This is a genomic window from Aeromonas sp. Prich7-2, from assembly GCF_017939255.1.
Taxonomy (GTDB): domain Bacteria; phylum Pseudomonadota; class Gammaproteobacteria; order Enterobacterales; family Aeromonadaceae; genus Aeromonas; species Aeromonas caviae.
This window is the reverse complement of the sequence record NZ_JAGKRI010000048.1, coordinates 24,236-47,404: the sequence shown is the minus strand read 5'-3', so window position 1 is coordinate 47,404 and position 23,169 is coordinate 24,236. Positions and strand designations below refer to the sequence as shown.

22 protein-coding genes are annotated in these 23,169 nt (G+C 53.4%); 4 read left to right on the top strand and 18 right to left on the bottom strand.

What is annotated here, in order from left to right; genetic code table 11:
- Window positions 1-1,948: 1,948 nt before the first annotated feature.
- Window positions 1,949-2,593 carry a hypothetical protein gene (locus tag J9892_RS10055; RefSeq protein ID WP_210538280.1) on the bottom strand — a complete coding sequence of 215 codons (645 nt, stop codon included), beginning with the start codon at window positions 2,591-2,593 and terminating at the stop codon, window positions 1,949-1,951.
- 536 nt (window positions 2,594-3,129) lie between these two features.
- Window positions 3,130-5,103 (bottom strand): hypothetical protein, encoded by a 1,974-nt coding sequence (locus J9892_RS10050; RefSeq protein ID WP_210538279.1) that lies wholly within the window; start codon window positions 5,101-5,103, stop codon window positions 3,130-3,132.
- Window positions 5,104-5,981: 878 nt separating this feature from the next.
- Here J9892_RS10050 and J9892_RS10045 point away from each other — a divergent pair.
- The 3 genes from J9892_RS10045 (at window position 5,982) to J9892_RS10035 (ending at window position 8,311) form a co-directional block, all read left to right on the top strand.
- A complete protein-coding gene (locus J9892_RS10045; protein WP_210538278.1) occupies window positions 5,982-7,571 on the top strand; it encodes a DUF2235 domain-containing protein in 1,590 nt (529 codons plus the stop codon).
- 4 nt (window positions 7,572-7,575) lie between these two features.
- Complete coding sequence (locus J9892_RS10040; RefSeq protein WP_210538277.1) at window positions 7,576-7,860, top strand: hypothetical protein; 285 nt, start codon at window positions 7,576-7,578, stop codon at window positions 7,858-7,860.
- A 79-nt stretch (window positions 7,861-7,939) separates the two neighbouring features.
- The gene (locus J9892_RS10035; protein WP_210538276.1) at window positions 7,940-8,311 is read left to right on the top strand and encodes a hypothetical protein; all 372 of its coding nucleotides are present in this window, start codon (window positions 7,940-7,942) and stop codon (window positions 8,309-8,311) included.
- A 115-nt stretch (window positions 8,312-8,426) separates the two neighbouring features.
- On the opposite strand, the gene J9892_RS10030 is transcribed toward J9892_RS10035, so the two are convergent.
- From J9892_RS10030 to J9892_RS09975, 12 genes are all read right to left on the bottom strand, one after another.
- Entirely contained in the window at window positions 8,427-8,669 is a 243-nt protein-coding gene (locus J9892_RS10030; protein WP_210538275.1) for a hypothetical protein, read from the bottom strand.
- Window positions 8,670-8,671: 2 nt separating this feature from the next.
- Window positions 8,672-8,932, bottom strand: a complete 261-nt coding sequence (locus J9892_RS10025; protein ID WP_210538274.1) for a hypothetical protein — start codon at window positions 8,930-8,932, stop codon at window positions 8,672-8,674.
- A gap of 58 nt (window positions 8,933-8,990) precedes the next feature.
- Window positions 8,991-9,233, bottom strand: a complete 243-nt coding sequence (locus tag J9892_RS10020; protein ID WP_210538273.1) for a hypothetical protein — start codon at window positions 9,231-9,233, stop codon at window positions 8,991-8,993.
- Window positions 9,234-9,258: 25 nt separating this feature from the next.
- On the bottom strand, window positions 9,259-9,810 hold the full coding sequence (locus tag J9892_RS10015) for a zinc-finger-containing protein (RefSeq protein ID WP_210538272.1): 552 nt from the start codon (window positions 9,808-9,810) through the stop codon (window positions 9,259-9,261).
- A 114-nt stretch (window positions 9,811-9,924) separates the two neighbouring features.
- On the bottom strand, window positions 9,925-10,566 hold the full coding sequence (locus tag J9892_RS10010; protein WP_210538271.1) for an EAL domain-containing protein: 642 nt from the start codon (window positions 10,564-10,566) through the stop codon (window positions 9,925-9,927).
- 206 nt (window positions 10,567-10,772) lie between these two features.
- Window positions 10,773-11,513: a hypothetical protein gene (locus J9892_RS10005; protein ID WP_210538270.1), complete on the bottom strand. Its 741-nt coding sequence runs from the start codon at window positions 11,511-11,513 to the stop codon at window positions 10,773-10,775.
- A gap of 15 nt (window positions 11,514-11,528) precedes the next feature.
- Complete coding sequence (locus J9892_RS10000) at window positions 11,529-11,834, bottom strand: hypothetical protein (RefSeq protein WP_210538269.1); 306 nt, start codon at window positions 11,832-11,834, stop codon at window positions 11,529-11,531.
- A gap of 224 nt (window positions 11,835-12,058) precedes the next feature.
- Window positions 12,059-12,292 carry a hypothetical protein gene (locus tag J9892_RS09995; protein ID WP_210538268.1) on the bottom strand — a complete coding sequence of 78 codons (234 nt, stop codon included), beginning with the start codon at window positions 12,290-12,292 and terminating at the stop codon, window positions 12,059-12,061.
- A 54-nt stretch (window positions 12,293-12,346) separates the two neighbouring features.
- The gene (locus J9892_RS09990; RefSeq protein WP_210538267.1) at window positions 12,347-12,583 is read right to left on the bottom strand and encodes a hypothetical protein; all 237 of its coding nucleotides are present in this window, start codon (window positions 12,581-12,583) and stop codon (window positions 12,347-12,349) included.
- A 20-nt stretch (window positions 12,584-12,603) separates the two neighbouring features.
- A complete protein-coding gene (locus J9892_RS09985; RefSeq protein ID WP_210538266.1) occupies window positions 12,604-12,822 on the bottom strand; it encodes a hypothetical protein in 219 nt (72 codons plus the stop codon).
- A gap of 407 nt (window positions 12,823-13,229) precedes the next feature.
- Window positions 13,230-14,090 carry a broad-spectrum class A beta-lactamase TEM-1 gene (locus tag J9892_RS09980; protein WP_000027057.1) on the bottom strand — a complete coding sequence of 287 codons (861 nt, stop codon included), beginning with the start codon at window positions 14,088-14,090 and terminating at the stop codon, window positions 13,230-13,232.
- A gap of 182 nt (window positions 14,091-14,272) precedes the next feature.
- Window positions 14,273-14,830 carry a recombinase family protein gene (locus J9892_RS09975; protein WP_033147151.1) on the bottom strand — a complete coding sequence of 186 codons (558 nt, stop codon included), beginning with the start codon at window positions 14,828-14,830 and terminating at the stop codon, window positions 14,273-14,275.
- A gap of 163 nt (window positions 14,831-14,993) precedes the next feature.
- Between J9892_RS09975 and J9892_RS09970 the strand changes: the two genes are divergently transcribed.
- A complete protein-coding gene (locus J9892_RS09970; protein WP_001143760.1) occupies window positions 14,994-17,999 on the top strand; it encodes a Tn3-like element Tn3 family transposase in 3,006 nt (1,001 codons plus the stop codon).
- Between the two features lie 306 nt (window positions 18,000-18,305).
- On the opposite strand, the gene J9892_RS09965 is transcribed toward J9892_RS09970, so the two are convergent.
- The 4 genes from J9892_RS09965 to traD all read right to left on the bottom strand — a co-directional run bounded on the left by J9892_RS09965 (window position 18,306) and on the right by traD (window position 23,136).
- Entirely contained in the window at window positions 18,306-18,545 is a 240-nt protein-coding gene (locus J9892_RS09965; protein ID WP_160838349.1) for a hypothetical protein, read from the bottom strand.
- Window positions 18,546-19,264: 719 nt separating this feature from the next.
- Entirely contained in the window at window positions 19,265-19,834 is a 570-nt protein-coding gene (locus tag J9892_RS09960; RefSeq protein WP_210538265.1) for a restriction endonuclease, read from the bottom strand.
- Between the two features lie 486 nt (window positions 19,835-20,320).
- Window positions 20,321-20,992, bottom strand: a complete 672-nt coding sequence (locus J9892_RS09955; protein WP_210538264.1) for a DUF4400 domain-containing protein — start codon at window positions 20,990-20,992, stop codon at window positions 20,321-20,323.
- Window positions 20,992-23,136, bottom strand: a complete 2,145-nt coding sequence (gene traD / locus J9892_RS09950; protein WP_210538263.1) for a type IV conjugative transfer system coupling protein TraD — start codon at window positions 23,134-23,136, stop codon at window positions 20,992-20,994. Before traD ends, J9892_RS09955 begins: the two co-directional genes overlap by 1 nt.
- Between the last annotated feature and the right edge of the window lie 33 nt (window positions 23,137-23,169).

Sequence of the window (23,169 nt, the reverse complement as noted above, 5' to 3'; positions counted from 1 at the left end):
CAGCACCGGTTCACCTGCCTGACCGCCGGCAGTGGCCACCTTGGGCGCCGAGCTCGGGGGTGACCCGGGGGACCAGATCCCGGCACCGGCCCGGGGGCCACCTGCAGCACCGGTTCACCTGCCTGACCGCCGGCAGTGGCCACCTTTGGCCCCGAGCTCGTCGACGACCCAGGGCACCGGATCCCGGGGCCGGCCGGGGGCCCACCGGATAACCCACCCAGCGGCCGGCAGTGGCCACCTTGAGCGCCGAGCTCGGCGGTGACCCGGGGCACCAGGTCCCGGTACCGGCCCGCGGGCCCACTACGTACCGGATCACCGGCACTGGCCAGCTGGACATCTACAGCACCGGACACCCTAGGCCTCGAGCTCATCGGCGACCCTGGGCACCAGGTCCCGCCCCCCGCCCGGGGGCCACCTGCAACACCGGTTCACCCGCCCGGCCACCGGCAGTGGCCACCCTGGGCCCTGAGCTCGTCGGCGGGCCGGGGGCCACCTGCAGCACCGGATCCTCCGCCCGGCCACCGGCATTGGTCACCTTGGGCACCGAGCCCGCGGCGGTCCGGGGCCCACCGCGCACCAGATCACCCACCCGCCGCCGCGGGCCACCTTGGACACCGGATCCCGGCACCGGCCCGGGGGCCACCTGCAGCACCGGTTCACCCGCCCGGCCACCGGCAGTGGCCACCCTGGGCCCTGAGCTCGTCGGCGGCCTGGGGCCACCTGCAGCACCGGTTCACCTGCCCGGCCACCGGCAGTAGCCACCCTGGGCCCTGAGCTCGTCGGCGGCCCGGGGCCACCTGCAGCACCGGTTCACCTGCCTGGGCGCCGAGCTCGGCGGCGACCCGGGATCCCGTACTCAGCATGCACACCGACAAAACCCCACCACCACCCAGGCCCCTCCGCTCCCCGGCGCCGGCCGGGGGCCCACCGGATCACCCACCCAGCGGCCGGCAGTGGCCACCTTGAGCGCCGAGCTCGGCGGTGACCCGGGGGGCCAGATCCCGGCACCGGCCCGGGGGCCCACTGCGTACTGGCACCGCCACCGGTGGCCACCCTGGGCCCTGAGCTCGTCGGCGGCCCGGGGCCACCTGCAGCACCGGATCACCCGCCCGGTCACCGGCATTGGCCACCTGTAGTACCGGATCACCAACCTGGCGGCCGGCAGTAGCCGCCCTGGGCCCCGAGCTCGTCGGCGGCCTGGGGCCCACTACGCACCGGATCACCGGCACCGGCCAGCTGGACACAGCACCGCCGCCGGTGGCCACCATGAGTCCCGAGCTCGGCGGTGACCCGGGGCACCACATCCCGGCACCTGCCCGGGGCCCGCCGCACACCTGGTCCCCGGCAAAGAGCAAGCCACCCAGGATATCGAACCGTCCTGCGGCCCGAACAAAACCACCAGCGGTGTCGACCAAGGACATCGAGCTGAGCACAACCGTTGGAGCTGGCTGCCCTGGGCCTCGAGTTCGACAGCAGCTAAGGCCCGTTAGCGCCAACCCATCTCAGGGCGGCCCACGGCGCCGGCTACGCCTACCGCCACTCACCAACTCATCTGCACCTGTGCTCGCAGTCTTGGGCTACGAACCATAACGGACTCCCAATCTGGATAGTCAGTAAGGATCCAAAGCTGATGATCATCTAGCCGAACGTGGATCCAGTGATTGAATATCAAGTCTGATGGCCACCGAAAAGTATTGGCCACCACCAGAGGAAGGGAAGGGAAGGGAAGGGAAGGGAAGGGAAGGGAAGGGAAGGGAAGGGAAGGGAAGCATTAGAGTAACGCGAAGTAATAGGCAAGAGCCGGCGAATCTATCAATGCTGCGACACTGACGCGGCTAATGCGGTAGAAACTACTGATGTAGCCCCTTATCTCTAAGATATCTCCGACATTCCATCAACAAAAAGCCCCGCGAGGCGGGGCTGTTTGGATCTTGCGTCTGTCATATGTCTATGTAGAGATCTTAACTGGGCGCGGCAACGGCTTACAGGCGATGATTGCGAGCTGCCATTCATGGTGCTGAGGGCTACCCCATATCTGATCTGACAATGAGGCCAACTCTTCATCTGAACGGATCTGGTGCAGTTCGCCGGTCATCAGTTGATAGTGGTACACGTACAGCCGACGATAAAGCGCCTCGGACATTCTGGCCTTCCAGAAGTGCATACCCTCCCCAGTCTGCATGTTATCACTCAGGATCACATCGTAACGGGCGAGTATATAGCCGAAAAATACCGCTGACGGCAGGTCTCGAAGAGCTGCCTTGTGGTGCTGATTGAACGAGCGCCAAACCCGTTGCTGGGTGGCTGGGCGACATTTCAAGTCTTCATAGTGAACGATGATCACCTGGTTGTAATAGGCGACCTCAGCCGTCTGATCATTGACCAAGGCGATCTCGAACTTGTCACCACCGAGTCGAGTAGTCACACAGACTAGGCGGTAGCCGGGCGGTAGAGCGAGCCCCAACTCCGGCGCAATCTCCTGGATGTGCTCATGCCCCACCAGAGCTTGATACATAGCCCCGTTGGTTGCGGTCACTTCCAGATCACGGAATGTTTCTGTGACCTTGTTTGCATCGATAATGAGTTGCGGCATAGCGTCTCGTAGTTGATTGCTCATATTTGATTCACGCCTACTCTACCACTCTCCATAAGAATAGACAAAGCCCCGCAAAGAGGGGCAGGACGACCAAAACGAACTATGTCAGGCAAATCACCGACTTATTTTATCCCGAGGCCTAGTGCATTTGAGCCGAAGGTAATAACAAGCTCCCAGGGACCCCAGGCAGTAGAGTAGGAAGGGCAGCACCGTCCGATATGGGTAGGTGCTAGGAACCATGCTCGTCGGCGGAATAGACATTATCTTGAAGTTTTTGAATTTCGTCGATTTTCCGTCCGCATCAGTCAGAAAATAAGCCCCAGCCCAGTCAATAGAGAGGTCACCTGAAAGAGTTATATCATTCGGAAGCACGACTTCAACATTGTGGCGAACAAAGCCAACAGAGTGCCATTTCACCCCTAAATGGATGACCCCTATCGCCATCCATAGCCAACACCCTCCGGCCAACAAGATAACTGGAACATACCGCATTTGACTCACTTGTACCTCCCCTAGAACAACGATGTTTGGCCCTAAAGCTTCATGACCTTTTTCCTACGACTACCCGCAGCCGCCCGGTTCCAGTCATCCCGCTTATTGCTCTCAATTGATTCCCTTCCTGCTTCCCATGTTCCGCTGAAAAAGTTGGCATCATCTATTCGACCAACAGCGATTAAGGGGGTCACCAAGCGCGAAAAATACACCCTCTTGTGAATCTGAGCCGCAACTTCAAGCGGCGATCGAGAAGAAGAGAGCATCTTTTTCAAGATGGCGATAGTTTCTGCGTTATCTCTATACCAGAAAGTGACTCGAAGATGAGCCGGTTTAAGCGGTATAGAGCGGAGTATCGTTTCAAATTCTGACTGTTTGCTTTTACGTGGATCATGGCTCGCGATCTGACGCAGCAGCGCGGCATCGGCATCACGCTCCACCGACTCAAACACCTTAGCTAGGCTGGTCAATTTGCGATCATCGCCCCCCTTGAGCAGGAGCCGAGCGCCGGCCGGTGACTTCTTGGCAGCCTTTCGCAATCCTGACATTATCCGCTCAACAACATCCAAGTTGGTTGATAACCACTCTTTAGGCTTGGTTCTGGCTGATGGACTCGTACTTGATGCCGTGAAACTGAGCCCCTGCAGTTCCTCCGCCACCTCAGTGCTATACGCCTTACCGCGGCCCCGTTTTTTGGGCACATCGATTACTGGAAGTGCAAGATCCGTATTCGCTACGGACCGAGCATCCCCAATTGAATGCGATTTGAAGTGAACTTCCGTAGCCAGAGTGAGCCGTTCGTCGCTGTCCTTTGACTTTACGTTGCGATAATTAATATCTACATCTATCAGTCCCGCACTCAGCAGCTCGTTAAGGGCCAGTGAGAGTTGCCGGCGATCGTTGTGGTTGTGTCGACCGGTCTCACGTGGATGAATCTCTCGCAGGAGCTCCAGAACCGTCATAGGCCGTAGATTCAGAAACACCCGGCGTCCAATTAGCTTGCCCGGCCTGGCTGCGATCCATAACGCTAGCAGCCGGGCCATCTGTGAGTTCAACTGAATGACTGCGCTTCGGTTTATTGGCACGAGCTTTTTAGTGCTCAGGTACAAGGTCCGCAGTTCTGGAGTCGGAGATATCTCTATGGTCCCATCAGGTTCTAACCTCAGAGTACCAACGATATTCGCAATCATGACCGATCTCTTACGGGTAGTCTCATCGGCATCATCAAGCGTTGGGTAAAAGAGCAGGGCAACGCTCTTGAGTCTTGCAAGCGAGTCCACGATTTTTTTGTCCAACAGGTAATCCGATGGCCGCATATCCTCAGGAATCGGTGAAAAAAATCGCTCTATGGTCATACGAATAGGCTTGATGATGGCCTGTTCAAACCTCTCCTTAGACAGACGCCCCAACCAATGCGTGATGCAGATATAAGAGACCAAATCCATCTGAGTGTTGAGCGTTGGCCCCCTCAAAGACATATAGGCGTGACCACTGCTAAGCGGAGTGGTCAGGTGGTAAATTCTATGCTCATCCAATGCAGGTGGCGTCTTCCCGCTTGCTAACACTCGGAACATCCCCGTTTTCAAGGTCATATCCAGGTGCAAATCAATGTTCTCCGGGGGAGGGCTTCGATCTGGGTACAAGGAACGGGCTTGAAACTTATCGTACTCAACCAAGAAGTCCGTATCGTGTTCGATCACAACCGGTGCTCTTGAGTTCGCCACGACAGTGACTTCAGGCGGTCCCTTTTCTTCAGCCCCCCCCACAGTCGATTCATTGGCCTCATCCACCAGCAACGTCATTTTGTCCATTGCCGGCCAAATGATCTCCAGGGCTTGCTCTACTGACAGTTCCGGTGCCGTCGACACGAAATTCAGCAGCATTGACACCGCCGATTTGTTAATTTTTGGTAAAAGCGGGGGAGCCATCACTTTAATAACGTCAGCAGGGAAGCCCTGCTTGGTTAAATACGCCCCTAAAATCGCGTTTGCGCAGCCAATTTTATCAACACTCATGTCTGTCACCCTCACCTGTGCATATGCTGAGCACAACCTGTTTAAAAGCTGTTCGTAAGCTGTTGCTATCTACAATTTCAGCCTCATTAGAGGCTTTACGGCATAGTAGATAAGAGACCACGGCATAGTAGATAGCATATCACGGCATATAACATAGAGCATCACGGCATAGTAGATAGGAGAACACGGCATAGTAGATAGGAGAACACGGCATATAACATACGAGTTAACGGCATATAACATAGAGCAAAAAAAATCTAATTACATCATGATGTTATGCCAACCCCCATCTTTAAAGATCTTAAACAGATCAAAGATATTAAAAGATCACTAGATCAAGAGATCATAAAGAAAGAGATCAATGATCTATAATAAGGTGCTATCGTTCTCTTCTCGATGGAGTCATTTTTCGGACTCAGAATCGGGTTGCAGCCCCCAAGCGAGCTAAAATTAGCCCCTATACAGCGCTCTGGTGGAGGGTTGGGCCTGAGGCAATGCCTTGGCATACCCCGGCTACGAACGCCCTAAAAACCGCCATTCCTGCGATTTTATGGATAGGTGCAAATCTGCTTAAAAAACAGTCCCATCCTATTGGATCCACCAAATGGATCCACTGGATCTATGGTTGATCCGTTTTTTAACAGGCCTTGTTTATCTCATCTCATCAATAACCAATTGCTAATCGTTGAGTTAAAACCACCCGAAATGGATCCAAGACACGTAAATCCAATACTCTGGGTTCGATCCTTGACAGGGTATGACAAAGCTCGACGATCTGGAGCGACAAAAACAGGCGCCCTAAGTTCAAAACTTGGTCTCATTCAGCATTCGTAAGATCCGATGGGGTTAACATACAACTTTCGGTGCGGAGGCATGTTATGAGAAACGTAGCAAGGAAAGGCGATCCCACCAGCACTGGTGGCGAGATCCAAGACGGGGACAGCAGCTGGATCAGCGAAGGCTCCCCAACCACATATATCGGGATGATGGCGAACTGCCCTGCTTGCAAAGTCGGACAGGGCCCTATCGTCGCCGTTGGCCCCCGCTCCATCATCGGCCCGGGCGGGCCGGTAGCGCTGCAGGGTGATTATGTCGCCTGCAGCTGTCCACCAATGAGCAACACCATACTCCCCGCCCAGGGGACGACCGTCGGCGACAATCAAGGGCCCCGAGCGGGAGCAGCCAGCGTCCCCGCAGAACCATCGGCACCAGCTCCCACCAGTTCGCCGGCGACCCCTCTTGTCCCGCTGGTTGACCCCACGGAACATCGGATCGGCATCTTCTTTGATGGCACCCAGAACAACCGGTACAACAGCAAGCTCAGGGAGCAGTGTGAAGAGGCAAGCACCGCGGCCTGCCAATCAATAGAGAAGCTGATAGGCAAGGGATCGTCATACGACGGCGGCGCCACCAACGTAGCCCGTCTGCATCAGGTCTATAGCGGCTCAGCAATCTACATCGAGGGGATCGGCACCAGTACCGGCAAAGCCGACTCGAATTTAGACATGGCCTTCGGCACTGGCGCAACTGGCGTCATATCCAGGTCAGAGGAAGGCCTGGCCAAGATCAGCACCATGATCGCCGGCCTCTCGTCCGGCCCGGTGGCGGTGGATGTTTTCGGCTTTAGCCGGGGTGCTGCCGCAGCTCGGCACTTCGTCAACATCCTTCTGGAATCCAACCAGGGGCGCGAGGTGCGCGTCGCCTTCGTCGGCCTCTTCGATACCGTGGCAGCAATTGGCCTGGACACCACTGATGACGACAATGCGCCGGTTCGCCTCTACATTGCCCCAGGGGCGGCGGAGAGGGTTGTCCAGTTGGCAGCCAAGGACGAGTACCGGCTCAACTTTGCGCTTAACTCTGTACAGCCAGAGCACACGGAACTCACGCTTTTCGGTACCCATAGCGATATTGGTGGCGGCTACCTGGCCCAAGTCGAAAAGACGCCGATCATGCGCCCCCTCGATGCCGTCCTAAAGTTTGGGGACGATGTGGCCTACAAGAGATTCGAGGCAGCAGCCAATGCTAGGCTCCAAGATGCTGCTGCCCAATACATGGAGTACGTGAAAGACAGCAGCCAGATCAAGCCGACCATCGGCACTTTCTCCGTTGTCTCCAAGAGCGATGCGCCAATGGTGGGCTATGTAGCCAATGCGATCATGACTCGCACAGTCAAACCGGATCTGCAGCTTCTTGCCGGCCACCTCATGCAGACCATAGCGCAGGAGAGCGGAGCGCCGCTTTCCCCTCTATCAGACCCGGTACCTGGGGAACTGGCCTTTCTGTTCAGCAAGTACCTTGATCTGTGGCATGGGAGCGGTGACATCACCCTATCCAAGGAACAAACCGAGCTGCTGATGACGGAGTATGTTCACTGCTCCGATAACTGGACGCCGGTCGGCCCCCTCTACGTGAACGCCCCCGCCCCTGGCCGGGTTCGTCGCATCTACCAGCAATCACCGGGGAAGTGACACGATGAAGCGAATAGCGATTGCCATAGCCCTTTCCATCACGCTGGTGGCTTGTGGAGATGCCCAGGAGAAGCAGCAGCACCGCAAGCCTCCAGAAGAACAGGTGATCAGTGAGCCAGCCCATGGGCTTGGAGTCCTGTTTGGGAAGCCAGACCCCAACTACACTCCACCTGGCACACCAGTTGATAGTCCGGGCTTTAAGGTGACTCTCCCAGAGGATCGCTGGGAAGATACCACTATCAGCAAACAAGAGGGCAAGCCAAGCGAGGCTGCTGGTGTAGATAAATGAGAGCTCGCGGGCGGATACTGGTGACACCTGAGCGGCAAGCTGCAATGATGAACTAATCAATCAACACGGAGGGCAAGCAATGTCCTTTACTGCGATCACCCTTGAGGCCGCCCAGGCCATTGAACCAACTGAACTGTCCGGCGTCATAGACGGGATACCGGTCAATCCTGCCGATCCACCAGCCAGAGACATCAAGAATGACGAGCGCGAAACCGAAGAGCTGATACTTTGGTGGCGCCAGCCGTACTTGCAATGGAACAAAAGAGGGCACTGGGAGATTAGATGCCTCGATGGCGGCGCATGGGACCGTCCCACGTTCATAGGCAGCCATGATGAGCTGGCCGGAGCCATCGAGCTGGCCAAGAAGCCTACCCGCGCGTATGCCATATGGGAGCGGCAGGCCATGGAGAACGGCGAAGCCCTAATGAGAACGCTGGGGCTTGATGAATGAGAAAAGGGCGTCTTTGTGGCGCCCATGTCTCACCGCTCGCGGCATCCTGCCCATTCAGGGGCTCAAACCGAGACCCACAACAACCTCAGTTCTGTTCAGCCTCCTGTTTTTCCTCTTACTTGTCGTGGTTGTCCAGGGGCTGCCACATCATGGCACCAGCGGCCTCGTTACAAGCGATGGCTTGCCACTGCTGGCCAGCCTCATCAACAGCGACACAGCCCGCGACCCAATGAGCAGGATCACGCAACTCGTTCACCCAACCCTGCACCTCGCCTCGATAGACCACAACCACGCCGCCACGGCCTGTATAGCCCTGCTCCTGCCGCCATTGAGTGGCCAGCTTGCTATCTGATGGCATCGTTATTCCATCCGAACTACTTCTACCGGTTTGCCGCGCAGCTTTCTGGCCGCTTTGGCGGCTTCCTCGGCGGTAATCCCCTCCACTAGGTAATGACCACCGCCGCGACTAGGGGTCGTCTCCCCCAGTTGCGCCATCGAATCACCCAACTCCAGCTGAATGCGCTCAGAGACCCAGCCATGGAGGCGCGGATAAACCGCAACCCGGCAAGCGCTGGCCTCGGTCACCGCCTTCTCGACATGTTCAGAAAATACCTTGGCCATCACTACTCCTTTGGTCTAACTCGTCCGCATCGGCGTAGGAGTACATATTCGTGATCAATTAGCTCTGATTCTCATCATCCAACCCGGAAGCGGTATATCCAACCATCGCGTTTTGGTAACGAACCGCAGCGATATGAATACGGACGGAAGACAAAAGCCCCGCCGCGGCAACGACTGCAGACAGCCATGGATTTGACCCATAGTTTGCTAGACCAAGAACCAGAAGCATGATGCTGATGCCGATCATGTGGCTGGCAGTTACAATGCCATGGGCTCGAAGTCTGGCAATCATTCTGTTCATTTGTGGCGTTTGTTCCTCGTAAAAATCAAGCGCTGAAGCGGTTCAGAAGCTGGAGGCGACCCAATAATCTCTGAGCTTTGCTATCCTGGCTCTGAGAGGAGTCATCCAGTTCTATATTATTCTTATCAAAAAGCGCTCTCAAGCTGGCTATGCCTCTCTGGGAGGCTTCATATCGAGACCGCCTCAGGATTTCCCTTACTTCACGGACAACAACCTTACACTCGTGCTCATCAAGCCAGCCGATGCCCCGACGAGTATATGGCAGGCTAAGAAGGTGCTGCATCCATGCATAGGCTTCGTGCTTATTCATTCTGCCGGAGTCGACCAGGGTGTTGATGCTGGCATGCGCCTCGCGTCTAGCCAATCGGGTATCTCTGTTGGCAACAGAACCGATCGCGATGTCAGTCCCTTCTCTGCAGCTAATGTAGCTATCGCAGGCATCACGGTTGCAACGGTAGATCATCGTTTTAGCCGGAGCGGCAGGATACACCACCTGTTTGCTGACGAGCTCCAGAGGAGAGCCACAAAACCGGCAGTCCTTTGGATGAAAATGACTATATGCTGTGTTGCGAGCCATATGCACAATCCTGATGAGAGGGTTGTAGCCATTGTCTCGTGGTACTCAGGAATGCAAGTTTGAGTTGCAGCCAGGCCGGCTGTGATAACTCATACTAGGCATGGGTAAGGGGGTCTACACCTGGGTGTGAAGTTGGGAGTGCAAAACAATCTCGGGTTTAGCCCAAAAATACCCCTGCTGCAGATTGAATCCGAGTATTTGAGATGAGATCGCTTGGTTGTAGGTTTCGATGCGTTCAGCGATGATGGGGATCCCCTTCTTCATACAGGCATCAATCCCTTCCAGCATAGAGGGGGGGTAGCCGTGCGTTTGCCCACACTCAAACTTCACTATGTCCCATTCAAAATCATGCAGTCGTGTAAGCGTGGAGTATTTCGTGCCGAAATCATCCATGACAAGTTCGACACCCATCGATCTAAGGCTATCCCATCGTTTTTGGAGCGTAGAGGCTGTGACCAGCTCGGTGACTTCTACCAAAATGTGGTGCTTGCGGGCCAGCTTGAGGATCAGAGTGCGCCATTGATGGAACTGGTGCTCAATTGCCAAGGTATGCTCACTCACATTGACCAGTAGTTTTAATTCTCCCTTAAGGAGCTGGTCTGCGAGCTCGAGAACGGCTTTATCGATGTCGAACCAAGAGTGGTAATCGGAGGTAGGAGGGGAGAACCTTGATAGGCCACTATTTCTCGCAAGCAACTCATAGGCATGAATCGCCTGCTTCTCTGTGTCGAACACTGGTTGCCTAGCAATGAGCATTAACTTTGGTCCCCTCTGAAATTGCCGCGAGAGAGTCTACCCCTCTGACGCCGAGTAAATCCTATGGTGAAATCGTGACCTATTTCTGGTGTTAGTTATCCACAGAATTGCTGGATAAGTATCCTGCGAACGTGTGGACAGTTCGCTGCAGCCATTGCCAGGACTGCATTACTGGCAGCACTTAGCTGCAGCGCCGTTGATATGGGTTATCTAGCACCAGGGAAGCCGGTAAGAGGCCAGGTCATGACATCCGCAAGCAGGTCTTCATATTCAGATTGTGCTGCCCGGCCAAGAGCTATTTGCAGCTTGATTAGGTTGGTAGCCAAAGCCGTGAAACCAACCACCTCGGTGCAACAGCTTTCGCCATTACGCGCCGCGGATAAAATGTCAAAGGAGTGATTGAAATCGGGCAGCCTGGCAGCGTCATGAATGGCATCGTAGATCAAAGCCAGCCGCGATATGGACTCAAAGGCCAGTTCCGGAAATGCATCCAGAGTTGAGCCTATGTTGTGGCCAAAATATGGTGCAATGACGGAACCGGCCTGGCAGGACAAGTCACTCGAGATTTTCTCGATTCTTTCCAGCATTGAATTCAGAAACTCCTGGGAATACCCAGCCCCCTGATCACCCAGTTGTTGCAACACGTCGTTCTTGATTTGCTCCTCAATGGACATCAGGATCAGTTGATACGAGGCGTGAACTGCTCGTACACAAGCAGTCAGTGGTCTGTGAGGAATGAGTTCCTTATGCCAGGTGGCCAAGGGATGGGACTTCAGTTCCGCATCGTCTGCGTCAGAGTAGGAGTAAGTTACGAGCGGCCGGCCATCGAGGTATATGATGTTGTGCACCATGACGACAAAGCCGTTCTTAGTAAGCCACAGGGAACCAGCTCTGACCCTTGAATCCCCCTGGTCAGTGGTGTTGGGTAGTGCGTGTATTGCGGTCATTTATTCCTCTCAACATTAGTGAATAGTAAGGCTGCGATGGTGCAGTTCGCTGGAGTCGATCAAGTATCGATGCCGGTATAGCTCGCTGGCCTGTTGGTTCAACGGCACCAATACCCACTCCACGTCTGAATGACAGATAATGGAGAAACAGTGGTCGTTGATAATGAAAATATCACCTGGGAAGTGCCGGCATTTTGATAGGAAATCATCACGCTGAGCCAACGTCAGTGGCTTGCACTCTGCGTAGTTCAGAATTTTTTCCCGTTCGCTAACCTGCACCGGCAGGTCTATGGTGGTGGCGATTGCTTTGCTGAAGTCCATAGGGTCCCCCCATTGTTTTTGATAAGTTGGTGACAGGATAAAGTGCTTTTTTGCAATGCAAGGGGGGCCCCCCGGGCGGCAAGCACCTGGACAGCTTCAAAAAGATTTGGTGAGTGCACCGGACCTATGTGGTGGCCGGTGCCTGGGATTGTGTGATTGATGGGAAGAGCGGGGAGGGGGGGGAGTCAAATTCATCCTGCCGGCGGTTCTCGGCGAACGGGATGCTATAGGGACTTCAGTAACAGTCCACGGAGAAAGTCCTGCTGTGAGATAGAGCAGGCTTTGAACCCGCGAAACACACCACTATCGACAAGGATTTCGTCATAACGCCCTGCGGTATCTCTATAAATCAGACGTCGCTTTCCAATTCCGTCGACCAACCCATCAACTAAGCGCACTACCTGTTCGGCGCTGTTGGTGATAGTTGCGCCGCGGTCAAGATCCAGAAGGATCAGCATGGTCTCGTCCTGGTACACAATGTCAAACCCGGGTGTTTGCAAAGCGTTTGCTCCCTATACCTCTGTTGAACCTACCCAGGCATCGCCAAGGTATGCATTCGCTCCCTGAAGCCGCTCCAGGGGGATATCGAGAGCACACAGGCTTTCATGTGTCCAACCTTCCGCCGGAGGGGAGTATTCAAAGATGACTACGGCCTTGTCGAACAGGTCGACGATCTGCAACTGACAGTGAATTAATGAGGGGGTCAGAATCACGCATTCACCAGGTAAAACATCAGTGATGAACTTCATGGCAAATCTATTCTCCCTGATTAACTCTGTTCATCTACAAGAACGGCGTGAATGGTGTTGTGCGGCATTGCTTTTTTGATCACTCCAGCCCTTTCAATTTCATTCACCAATTCGTCGCAAATGAGATGCTGCTCGCTTTTCTGATATGGCTTATGGGGGGAGGACAGGTACCACCCCGTCCCCCGGTTGGCAAGTTTCCATCCGGCACGCAGAAGCTCGATAATGTCGCGCACTTCCATATCTGTTCCCCAGTTTACTTCTCTATGTTGATCGCTGCCAAAAGCTTGTTCACCCTAACCATGTCTTCGTCGCTATGAGTAGGCCCGCTGTGGTACAAGCGACCGCACTCTTGGCATTCGAAGAGAAACCCGCCAGCCAGCGGTTCGCTGGTGAAAGACACGTCTGAATGGCATTCGCAACACAGATGCAGACCATCAGTGTCGACAATGGTCTGAACAGATTCATAATGGTCAACATTCGGTGCAAGGCAGTGCTTATCGGGGTCTGACGCTCAGTGGAACGAAAACTCACGTTAAGGGATTTTGGTCATGAGATTATCAAAAAGGATCTTCACCTAGATCCTTTTAAATTAAAAATGAAGTTTTAAATCAATCTAAAGTATATATGAGTAAACTTGGTCTGACAGTTACCAATGCTTAATCAGTGAGGCACCTATCTCAGCGATCTGTCTATTTCGTTCATCCATAGTTGCCTGACTCCCCGTCGTGTAGATAACTACGATACGGGAGGGCTTACCATCTGGCCCCAGTGCTGCAATGATACCGCGAGACCCACGCTCACCGGCTCCAGATTTATCAGCAATAAACCAGCCAGCCGGAAGGGCCGAGCGCAGAAGTGGTCCTGCAACTTTATCCGCCTCCATCCAGTCTATTAATTGTTGCCGGGAAGCTAGAGTAAGTAGTTCGCCAGTTAATAGTTTGCGCAACGTTGTTGCCATTGCTGCAGGCATCGTGGTGTCACGCTCGTCGTTTGGTATGGCTTCATTCAGCTCCGGTTCCCAACGATCAAGGCGAGTTACATGATCCCCCATGTTGTGCAAAAAAGCGGTTAGCTCCTTCGGTCCTCCGATCGTTGTCAGAAGTAAGTTGGCAGCAGTGTTATCACTCATGGTTATGGCAGCACTGCATAATTCTCTTACTGTCATGCCATCCGTAAGATGCTTTTCTGTGACTGGTGAGTACTCAACCAAGTCATTCTGAGAATAGTGTATGCGGCGACCGAGTTGCTCTTGCCCGGCGTCAACACGGGATAATACCGCACCACATAGCAGAACTTTAAAAGTGCTCATCATTGGAAAACGTTCTTCGGGGCGAAAACTCTCAAGGATCTTACCGCTGTTGAGATCCAGTTCGATGTAACCCACTCGTGCACCCAACTGATCTTCAGCATCTTTTACTTTCACCAGCGTTTCTGGGTGAGCAAAAACAGGAAGGCAAAATGCCGCAAAAAAGGGAATAAGGGCGACACGAAAATGTTGAATACTCATACTCTTCCTTTTTCAATATTATTGAAGCATTTACCAGGGTTATTGTCTCATGAGCGGATACATATTTGAATGTATTTAGAAAAATAAACAAATAGGGGTTCCGCGCACATTTCCCCGAAAAGTGCCACCTGACGTCTAAGAAACCATTATTATCATGACATTAACCTATAAAAATAGGCGTATCACGAGGCCCTTTCGTCTTCAAGAATTTTATAAACCGTGGAGCGGGCAATACTGAGCTGATGAGCAATTTCCGTTGCACCAGTGCCCTTCTGATGAAGCGTCAGCACGACGTTCCTGTTCACGGTACGCCTGCGGCCAAATTTGATTCCTTTCAGCTTTGCTTCCTGTCGGCCCTCATTCGTGCGTTCTAGGATCCTCCGGCGTTCAGCCTGTGCCACAGCCGACAGGATGGTGACCACCATTTGCCCCATATCACCGTCGGTACTGATCCCGTCATCAATGAACCGGACTGCCACGCCCTGAGCGTCAAATTCCTTTATCAGTTGGATCATATCGGCAGTGTCGCGGCCAAGACGGTCGAGCTTCTTAACCAGAATGACATCACCTTCCTCCACCTTCATCCTCAGCAAATCCAGCCCTTCCCGGTCTGTTGAACTGCCGGATGCCTTATCGGTAAATATACGGTTTGCTTTCACACCTGCGTCTTTGAGTGCTCTGACCTGAAGATCAAGAGACTGCTGACTGGTTGAGACCCGAGCGTAACCAAAAAGTCGCATAAAAATGTACCTTAAATCGAATATCGGACAACTCATGTCTATTATTACAAATTTACGATTTAATAGACATATTAATGTAACAGTTTTACGATGTCCGATAATTTATAACATTTCGTACGGTTGGAAAAATGTTACTAAATGCCCGTCAGGCAGGGAGGCCGATATGCCCGTTGACTTTCTGACCACTGAGCAGACTGAAAGCTATGGCAGATTCACCGGTGAACCGGATGAGCTTCAGCTGGCACGATATTTTCACCTTGATGAAGCAGACAAGGAATTTATCGGAAAAAGCAGAGGTGATCACAACCGTCTGGGCATTGCCCTGCAAATTGGATGTGTCCGTTTTCTGGGCACCTTCCTCACCGATATGAATCATATTCCTTCCGGCGTCCGGCATTTTACCGCCAGACAGCTCGGGATTCGTGATATCACCGTTCTTGCAGAATACGGTCAGAGGGAAAATACCCGCCGTGAGCATGCAGCGCTGATACGTCAGCACTATCAGTATCGTGAATTTGCCTGGCCCTGGACATTTCGCCTTACCCGTCTTTTATATACCCGGAGCTGGATAAGCAACGAACGTCCTGGCCTGCTTTTCGATCTGGCGACAGGGTGGCTTATGCAACATCGTATTATTCTCCCCGGAGCCACTACGCTGACCCGGTTGATTTCAGAGGTAAGGGAAAAGGCGACGTTGCGCCTGTGGAACAAACTGGCACTGATACCGTCAGCCGAACAGCGTTCACAGCTGGAGATGCTGCTGGGGCCAACTGATTGCAGCCGCCTGTCTTTACTGGAATCACTGAAAAAGGGCCCTGTGACCATCAGTGGTCCGGCGTTTAATGAAGCAATTGAACGCTGGAAAACTCTGAACGATTTTGGCCTGCATGCTGAAAACCTGAGTACACTCCCGGCTGTGCGCCTGAAAAATCTCGCACGTTATGCTGGTATGACTTCGGTGTTCAATATTGCCAGGATGTCACCGCAGAAAAGGATGGCGGTTCTGGTTGCCTTTGTCCTTGCATGGGAAACGCTGGCGCTGGATGATGCATTGGACGTTCTGGACGCCATGCTGGCCGTTATCATCCGTGACGCCAGAAAGATTGGGCAGAAAAAACGGCTCCGCTCGCTGAAGGATCTGGATAAATCTGCATTGGCGCTCGCCAGCGCATGTTCGTACCTGCTGAAAGAAGAAACACCGGACGAATCGATTCGTGCTGAGGTGTTCAGCTACATCCCAAGGCAAAAGCTGGCTGAAATCATCACGCTTGTCCGTGAAATTGCCCGGCCCTCAGACGATAATTTTCATGAAGAAATGGTGGAGCAGTACGGGCGCGTTCGTCGTTTCCTGCCCCATCTGCTGAATACCGTTAAATTTTCATCCGCACCTGCCGGGGTTACCACTCTGAATGCCTGTGACTACCTCAGCCGGGAGTTCAGCTCACGGCGGCAGTTTTTTGACGACGCACCAACGGAAATTATCAGTCGGTCATGGAAACGGCTGGTGATTAACAAGGAAAAACATATCACCCGCAGGGGATACACGCTCTGCTTTCTCAGTAAACTGCAGGATAGTCTGAGGCGGAGGGATGTCTACGTTACCGGCAGTAACCGGTGGGGAGATCCTCGTGCAAGATTACTACAGGGTGCTGACTGGCAGGCAAACCGGATTAAGGTTTATCGTTCTTTGGGGCACCCGACAGACCCGCAGGAAGCAATAAAATCTCTGGGTCATCAGCTTGATAGTCGTTACAGACAGGTTGCTGCACGTCTTTGCGAAAATGAGGCTGTCGAACTCGATGTTTCTGGCCCGAAGCCCCGGTTGACAATTTCTCCCCTCGCCAGTCTTGATGAGCCGGACAGTCTGAAACGACTGAGCAAAATGATCAGTGATCTACTCCCTCCGGTGGATTTAACGGAGTTGCTGCTCGAAATTAACGCCCATACCGGATTTGCTGATGAGTTTTTCCATGCTAGTGAAGCCAGTGCCAGAGTTGATGATCTGCCCGTCAGCATCAGCGCCGTGCTGATGGCTGAAGCCTGCAATATCGGTCTGGAACCACTGATCAGATCAAATGTTCCTGCACTGACCCGACACCGGCTGAACTGGACAAAAGCGAACTATCTGCGGGCTGAAACTATCACCAGCGCTAATGCCAGACTGGTTGATTTTCAGGCAACGCTGCCACTGGCACAGATATGGGGTGGAGGAGAAGTGGCATCTGCAGATGGAATGCGCTTTGTTACGCCAGTCAGAACAATCAATGCCGGACCGAACCGCAAATACTTTGGTAATAACAGAGGGATCACCTGGTACAACTTTGTGTCCGATCAGTATTCCGGCTTTCATGGCATCGTTATACCGGGGACGCTGAGGGACTCTATCTTTGTGCTGGAAGGTCTTCTGGAACAGGAGACCGGGCTGAATCCAACCGAAATTATGACCGATACAGCAGGTGCCAGCGAACTTGTCTTTGGCCTTTTCTGGCTGCTGGGATACCAGTTTTCTCCACGCCTGGCTGATGCCGGTGCTTCGGTTTTCTGGCGAATGGACCATGATGCCGACTATGGCGTGCTGAATGATATTGCCAGAGGGCAATCAGATCCCCGAAAAATAGTCCTTCAGTGGGACGAAATGATCCGGACCGCTGGCTCCCTGAAGCTGGGCAAAGTACAGGTTTCAGTGCTGGTCCGTTCATTGCTGAAAAGTGAACGTCCTTCCGGACTGACTCAGGCAATCATTGAAGTGGGGCGCATCAACAAAACGCTGTATCTGCTTAATTATATTGATGATGAAGATTACCGCCGGCGCATTCTGACCCAGCTTAATCGGGGAGAAAGTCGCCATGCCGTTGCCAGAGCCATCTGTCACGGTCAAAAAGGTGAGATAAGAAAACGATATACCGACGGTCAGGAAGATCAACTGGGCACACTGGGGCTGGTCACTAACGCCGTCGTGTTATGGAACACTATTTATATGCAGGCAGCCCTGGATCATCTCCGGGCGCAGGGTGAAACACTGAATGATGAAGATATCGCACGCCTCTCCCCGCTTTGCCACGGACATATCAATATGCTCGGCCATTATTCCTTCACGCTGGCAGAACTGGTGACCAAAGGACATCTGAGACCATTAAAAGAGGCGTCAGAGGCAGAAAACGTTGCTTAACGTGAGTTTTCGTTCCACTGAGCGTCAGACCCCTTATCCGTTTCAGCAGTCATGATATTCCCCTCATTAAATCAGCCCGAGGCGCTCGAGCTCTGCACGGAGGTCAGGGGCAAGGCCGTCAGGCTTAAAAGTCCTCCACCCCCCGCCAGAAATTTCGTGAACTTGCCGCTGAGTCCCTGTTTGAGTTATCCAGATTTGTCCATGTTCCTTAGCGGCATTAATTGCTGCATCACGGGTTCGGTGGCTTTTTATATCACGGTCTTTGCCTGCTCGCAGGCTGTAAAACGGAGCGTTCTTTGTGGCCATTCAGATACCACCTTCTTCAACTACCGGGCGCTTTGTCGGATCTAGCCAAGCCAGAGCTTCATTCTTGCATTCTTCGCGAGACGCGCTGTACCCGGCCTGCACCATGACCCGTCCATACTCAGCTGCCAGGTATTCATAAGCATCGGCCATGTCAGTCAGGGTCTGGGCTGCGTCGACATTTCCGGAATGGTACAGACCCTTTGCTTGCATTCGTACTTTGGGAATTCCTTTGATGCTCATGATGTTCTCTCTTTGGTCGGATAGATAATATTTCGATTAGTTGAATGTACCATATTGCTGAATGACGCAACTCCTGGTGCGCTCCCGGCTTGGTTAATCTAGGAATGACAGGTCGCAATCACGAATGAGGATCTGCTGTCGTGATCATGTCGGGGGGGGGGAGTAAGGATAGTTGGGGGGGGGCCACTAATGGGTGGCCATCCTAAAGTCTCGGTGGCGCGAGCCCCTACGATGGGGGCTTTGCGCTGCGCTGGGACACGCCAGAGCACGCAGCTCCGATGTCAACAATTAATAGCGAGCGGCGAATTCCTGGCCCTTTCTATGTCGGTAAATTTCCCGGGCCCGCTTATTGATTTCTCCGTTGTGTGACAAGCTCGCCAAGATCCCAACCGCAGCTATTAGCCACGGAATTGACCAGAGAGAAAAGTATCCAACGAAATCTTCATGTTGCCAAACATCATCCAAGCCACAGGCAAGACGAACTATGGCCGCAGCCATACAGATAGAGATGGTAATGACCCACCCGGGAATCACATCTACATGCGCTTTCGCGATGTCTTTACTCGTTGGTCCATGTCTCATGATCTCCGACCTCTTCTAGGCTGATTTCGATGGGATGAACCTACCATGATGCTGGACAACGCAACCCCAAGAGGTCTAGCAAGAAGGGGGGGCTGGTGGACCATCCCTGGCTCTCTCAGTTGATGGATCACCGGCAGTTATGTGAGAAACTCGATGAGTTGTGGGCCGCTGATGATAGTGACAGGGGATCCCTTGACCGCGTGCCAAGCTGATTTCGGCGTTCGTCCAGTGTGAATGAACAGGCCTTTACATTCCTGCTGCCGGCATTGCTCAGCAAATGCTCTCACATGGTCTGTGCTGATGAATTTTTGGTAGCGTTTTGCCTGGATTAGTACCAGTTCACCGCTTATGACCGCCTTTCCATCAACCCCCCCATCTCGGGAATAGCTTTTGTTTCGGATGATCATCATTCCCTTCAGTTCCAATGCGCTCAGAATGAGCTCCTCAAATGTGTATGGGTCGATCTTGCGGAGGTAGGCTATCTGGGCCTGCCACGTCGATAATCCCCGAATTTTTGCCAGTACAGAACCCGATTGCTCTATCCGTACCTCATGTCTTCCTTTTTTACCCCTTGGCCTGCGGGTTGGGTTTACAAATGCGAGCATGACGAGCAGTACAAGTAGAACCAGAATCGGCCAGGCCTGCAGGTGTAGAAGAAGAGAGGAAAGCGGCTCAGTGAATGAGGGTAGGGAAGGAAGAACAATCATGGTAACACCATTGGTGGGTGGTTGACGAAAGGCAGGCCCCCCCCTATCAAGCACCGTATGTGAGAAGAAGGCGGGGCATTTTGCCCCGCAGTGAGTTTCGGATCGCGCTATTCGCCGGCGTCCAGGATTTGGTAGGTACCGATGGCGGCCAACTCTTGCTCTAGGGAAGGTGCGAATAAGTCATATGGCACGAGAGCATTTACTGGTAACCCATTGATATTAAATGACTAAAATTTTCATTTTTTGTTCGTGGGATACTTGTTCGCACTTTCCCTAGTTGCTCTAGCCGCAGAAGGGCATCCGAGTCGTTCCCTGCATGCTGATGATCAAGGCACGTAGATATTCGGTCCCAGACAAACAACAACTCTTTCATGCTGAGGGATGATTCGTGGCTATCAGCAAGCAACTCCAATGCTTGCGATGTCTCCAGACTGCTCACCCTGGATAGGATGGCTACGACCTGGGATCTGGTCATGGGTACCTCCATTACAGATGCTTTTTGAAGAACCTTACAGCCAACCAGAGGGATACAGAGGACAGCACTGCACTCGGTACCAATATCCAGTTGGGGTGGATTGTGAATGGAATGGCCAAGTACAGCCCCCACCCACACCACATGCACGGTAAAATCATACGCTTGGCGTAGTGGTGCCTTAACCCAGACTCCCGGGCACCTCCGTATTTGCGTAGATCCCTGAGCATCAACCCATCAAAGAAGGCCACAAACATGAATAGCCCATACAGTGGCAACGTAAACAGCAAGATCACCGCACGGATTAGGCAGACGATTGTGATGTAGATGGCCGCGAGCAGGTACTGTTCGAAAACAGCAATCGAAGCAGACCAAGAGGTGAGCCATCGGTACCTCGCGGGGTCTAAAACATCGGGGCCCATAGGGGAACCGGTTACGGCCTGTGTGATGTAATGGATAGCCTCAGTCGGTGTCCAACCAAACAGCGCTGCATTAACGAAGTCTTCATTCAGATATCCCGCCTCATCGATCACCATTTTGAGGGCGTGCTGGGCTCCTTGCTCAGGCCAGAACCATATCATGCCGCACCATTCAATAATGACGCCGGTGACGGTGGCCCCTACCACCATTCCGATGGAGATGATGACAAACGAGAGGATATCGATCCGTTCATTCGGTGTGGCCATCAGGCAACCCTCGCAGCCAGTTCATCGGGGAGGCCAGCTGCAGTCTGACCAAACGGGTTATTGGCCGCGGTTGGCCTGTCTATGCTCTTCCAGGATCTCAAGTTGTTATACCAGCTATCCGAGGTCTGATAGTTCGATTCCATCAATGCACAGATCTCTTCCACGTCTTTCGGGATCGGTATGTTGTCTTTCTTGTCATCCATCAGCGGGAAACGCAGCTTGTAGAGCTTGGCGCCATCGAGTAGAGCGAAGGCCTGCCCCTTGGGCAGGCGAATAATGTCGGAGGGTTGTAGTAGTGGAACCTGGCGTGTAGCGATGGTGTCCGAGTTGTTCGACTCGAAGTGAATGGTACTGGTCACGTCGGAGTTATCACGTGCAGAGCTCAATGCGCCCAACTCGCTGATCGTGACCTCTGGCAACTGGTTGGTGAGAAGCTCAGCTGTTTCTATTGTCTTGACACGCAGCATGATGATCGCATTGAAGTTTGACAGCATTTGCTGGGCTTTGGCAGCATCGCCTAGTTTGGCCTCTAGGTCGAACACTGACTGGGTGTAGGCTGTAAACCTCACGCCAGAGCCACCGGACTTGTTGAGAATCGGGATAGCGAAGTCTGTCGCCAATTCATTGAATTCATCGCAGTGGAGGTAAACCTTCGGCAACACGCCATTTTTTGCGTCCACAAGCCCCTTCTCCATCCCGTATTTATACAGATAGCCACAGGTAGAGAGCAGGTCGGACAGCATGGAACCGCCAATGGCTTCAGCTACGGTCTTATCTGTCATGGCATCCAAACCGATATAGACCACTGCCTTTTGCCGCATGATGGTCATCCAGTCGATGATGGGTCGAGAGTCTTTAGCGTCGTATGTTGGGGCCACCAGCTCAACCAGCCGGCCAGATGTGACCTTCTCTACGAACGGCAGCAAGGATGCAGTCAGCTTGTCAAAGTAGGTCTTGTCGTACTGAATTGCGGATAGCAGGGCCAGCAGCACAGGATCAAAGATACGTTTCCCCTTTATGTAGGCTTCCAGGGCTGCTGTTCGCTTGGTCCGGCTTTGCATGTGCCGGGGTGGAGCCTTCATGTTCAACTCAATAGTGCTCACATCCTCACGCCAGCGAGCAATCCGGTGCTTCTCGAAGTAATACTCGCTGTAGTCGTTGAATAGCGGCTCCATGTCAGCAATATCGCCTTGGATCTGCACATAACTCGGCCGACTACCCATTGCAACCCTGGCTTGTGCAACGATGTTTACGAATCGCCAAGAGAACTCCGCAAATGCAGCACTGTTTCCCTCACTGGCTAGTTGGCTGGTGGCTCGGGTGGCCACTTCTGAAATCCTGGCGAATGAGCCCACGGCGTTATAGCGGCAGCTGATGTCGGGGAACCCTAAGTGGAAGATGTAGAACGGGCGGTTATGCCTCTTGGCTTCCGTATAGAGGCGCTTAAGGATGCCTGCGTCAGATTTGGGGTCCATGAAGACCGTGCAGCCGTCGCCGCGGGCAATATCTGATGCGACATATATCTCGGCGGCTCGGGTTTTCCCTACACGCGTTGTACCAATCACGATTTTGTGAGCAACCCGTTCTCCAAGGTCTTCGTAGACATCCCTTTCATGAGGCTCAACTGCATGCATGATCGGCGATCCCCCAACGGGGGGGAGGGGGCGGACAGGGTTCCATGGACTGTCTTTGCGAAGCGCTTTGGCGATCGACTCTGCCAACAGCCCTTTCCCCTCCAAGGTAATTTCTGCCCGGCGGGCCAGCTTACTTAGATTGCTGGGCTCCAGGTACTTCATCGCCTTGATGGATTGCGCCTCAATCATCCGTTGTGTGTGAATGGGCTTCCACTCAAAACCGCGGCCGATCCAGTTGAGACGTTGCGAACATGGAACGTCCTGGGGCTTCATCTCGTAGTAACTGAGGCGCGTAAGGTTGCGATGATACTTGCTGACGGTCCATCCGTCGTGAAACCTGCTGAGGGCCCCGGCCGCCAATATGCTGCCACAGGCATAGCTGACCGATGGCGTCATCATGAGAGTGTGAGGCGCCCACATGCACAGTGCTGCTCCCCCGGACATGATCGCAGAGCTATAGAGCTCAACAGGCGGGCGTAGCAGGGATTCGATTTCAAATTTGGCAGTCATGGATGCATTCCATATATGAGATATCGGGGGAGG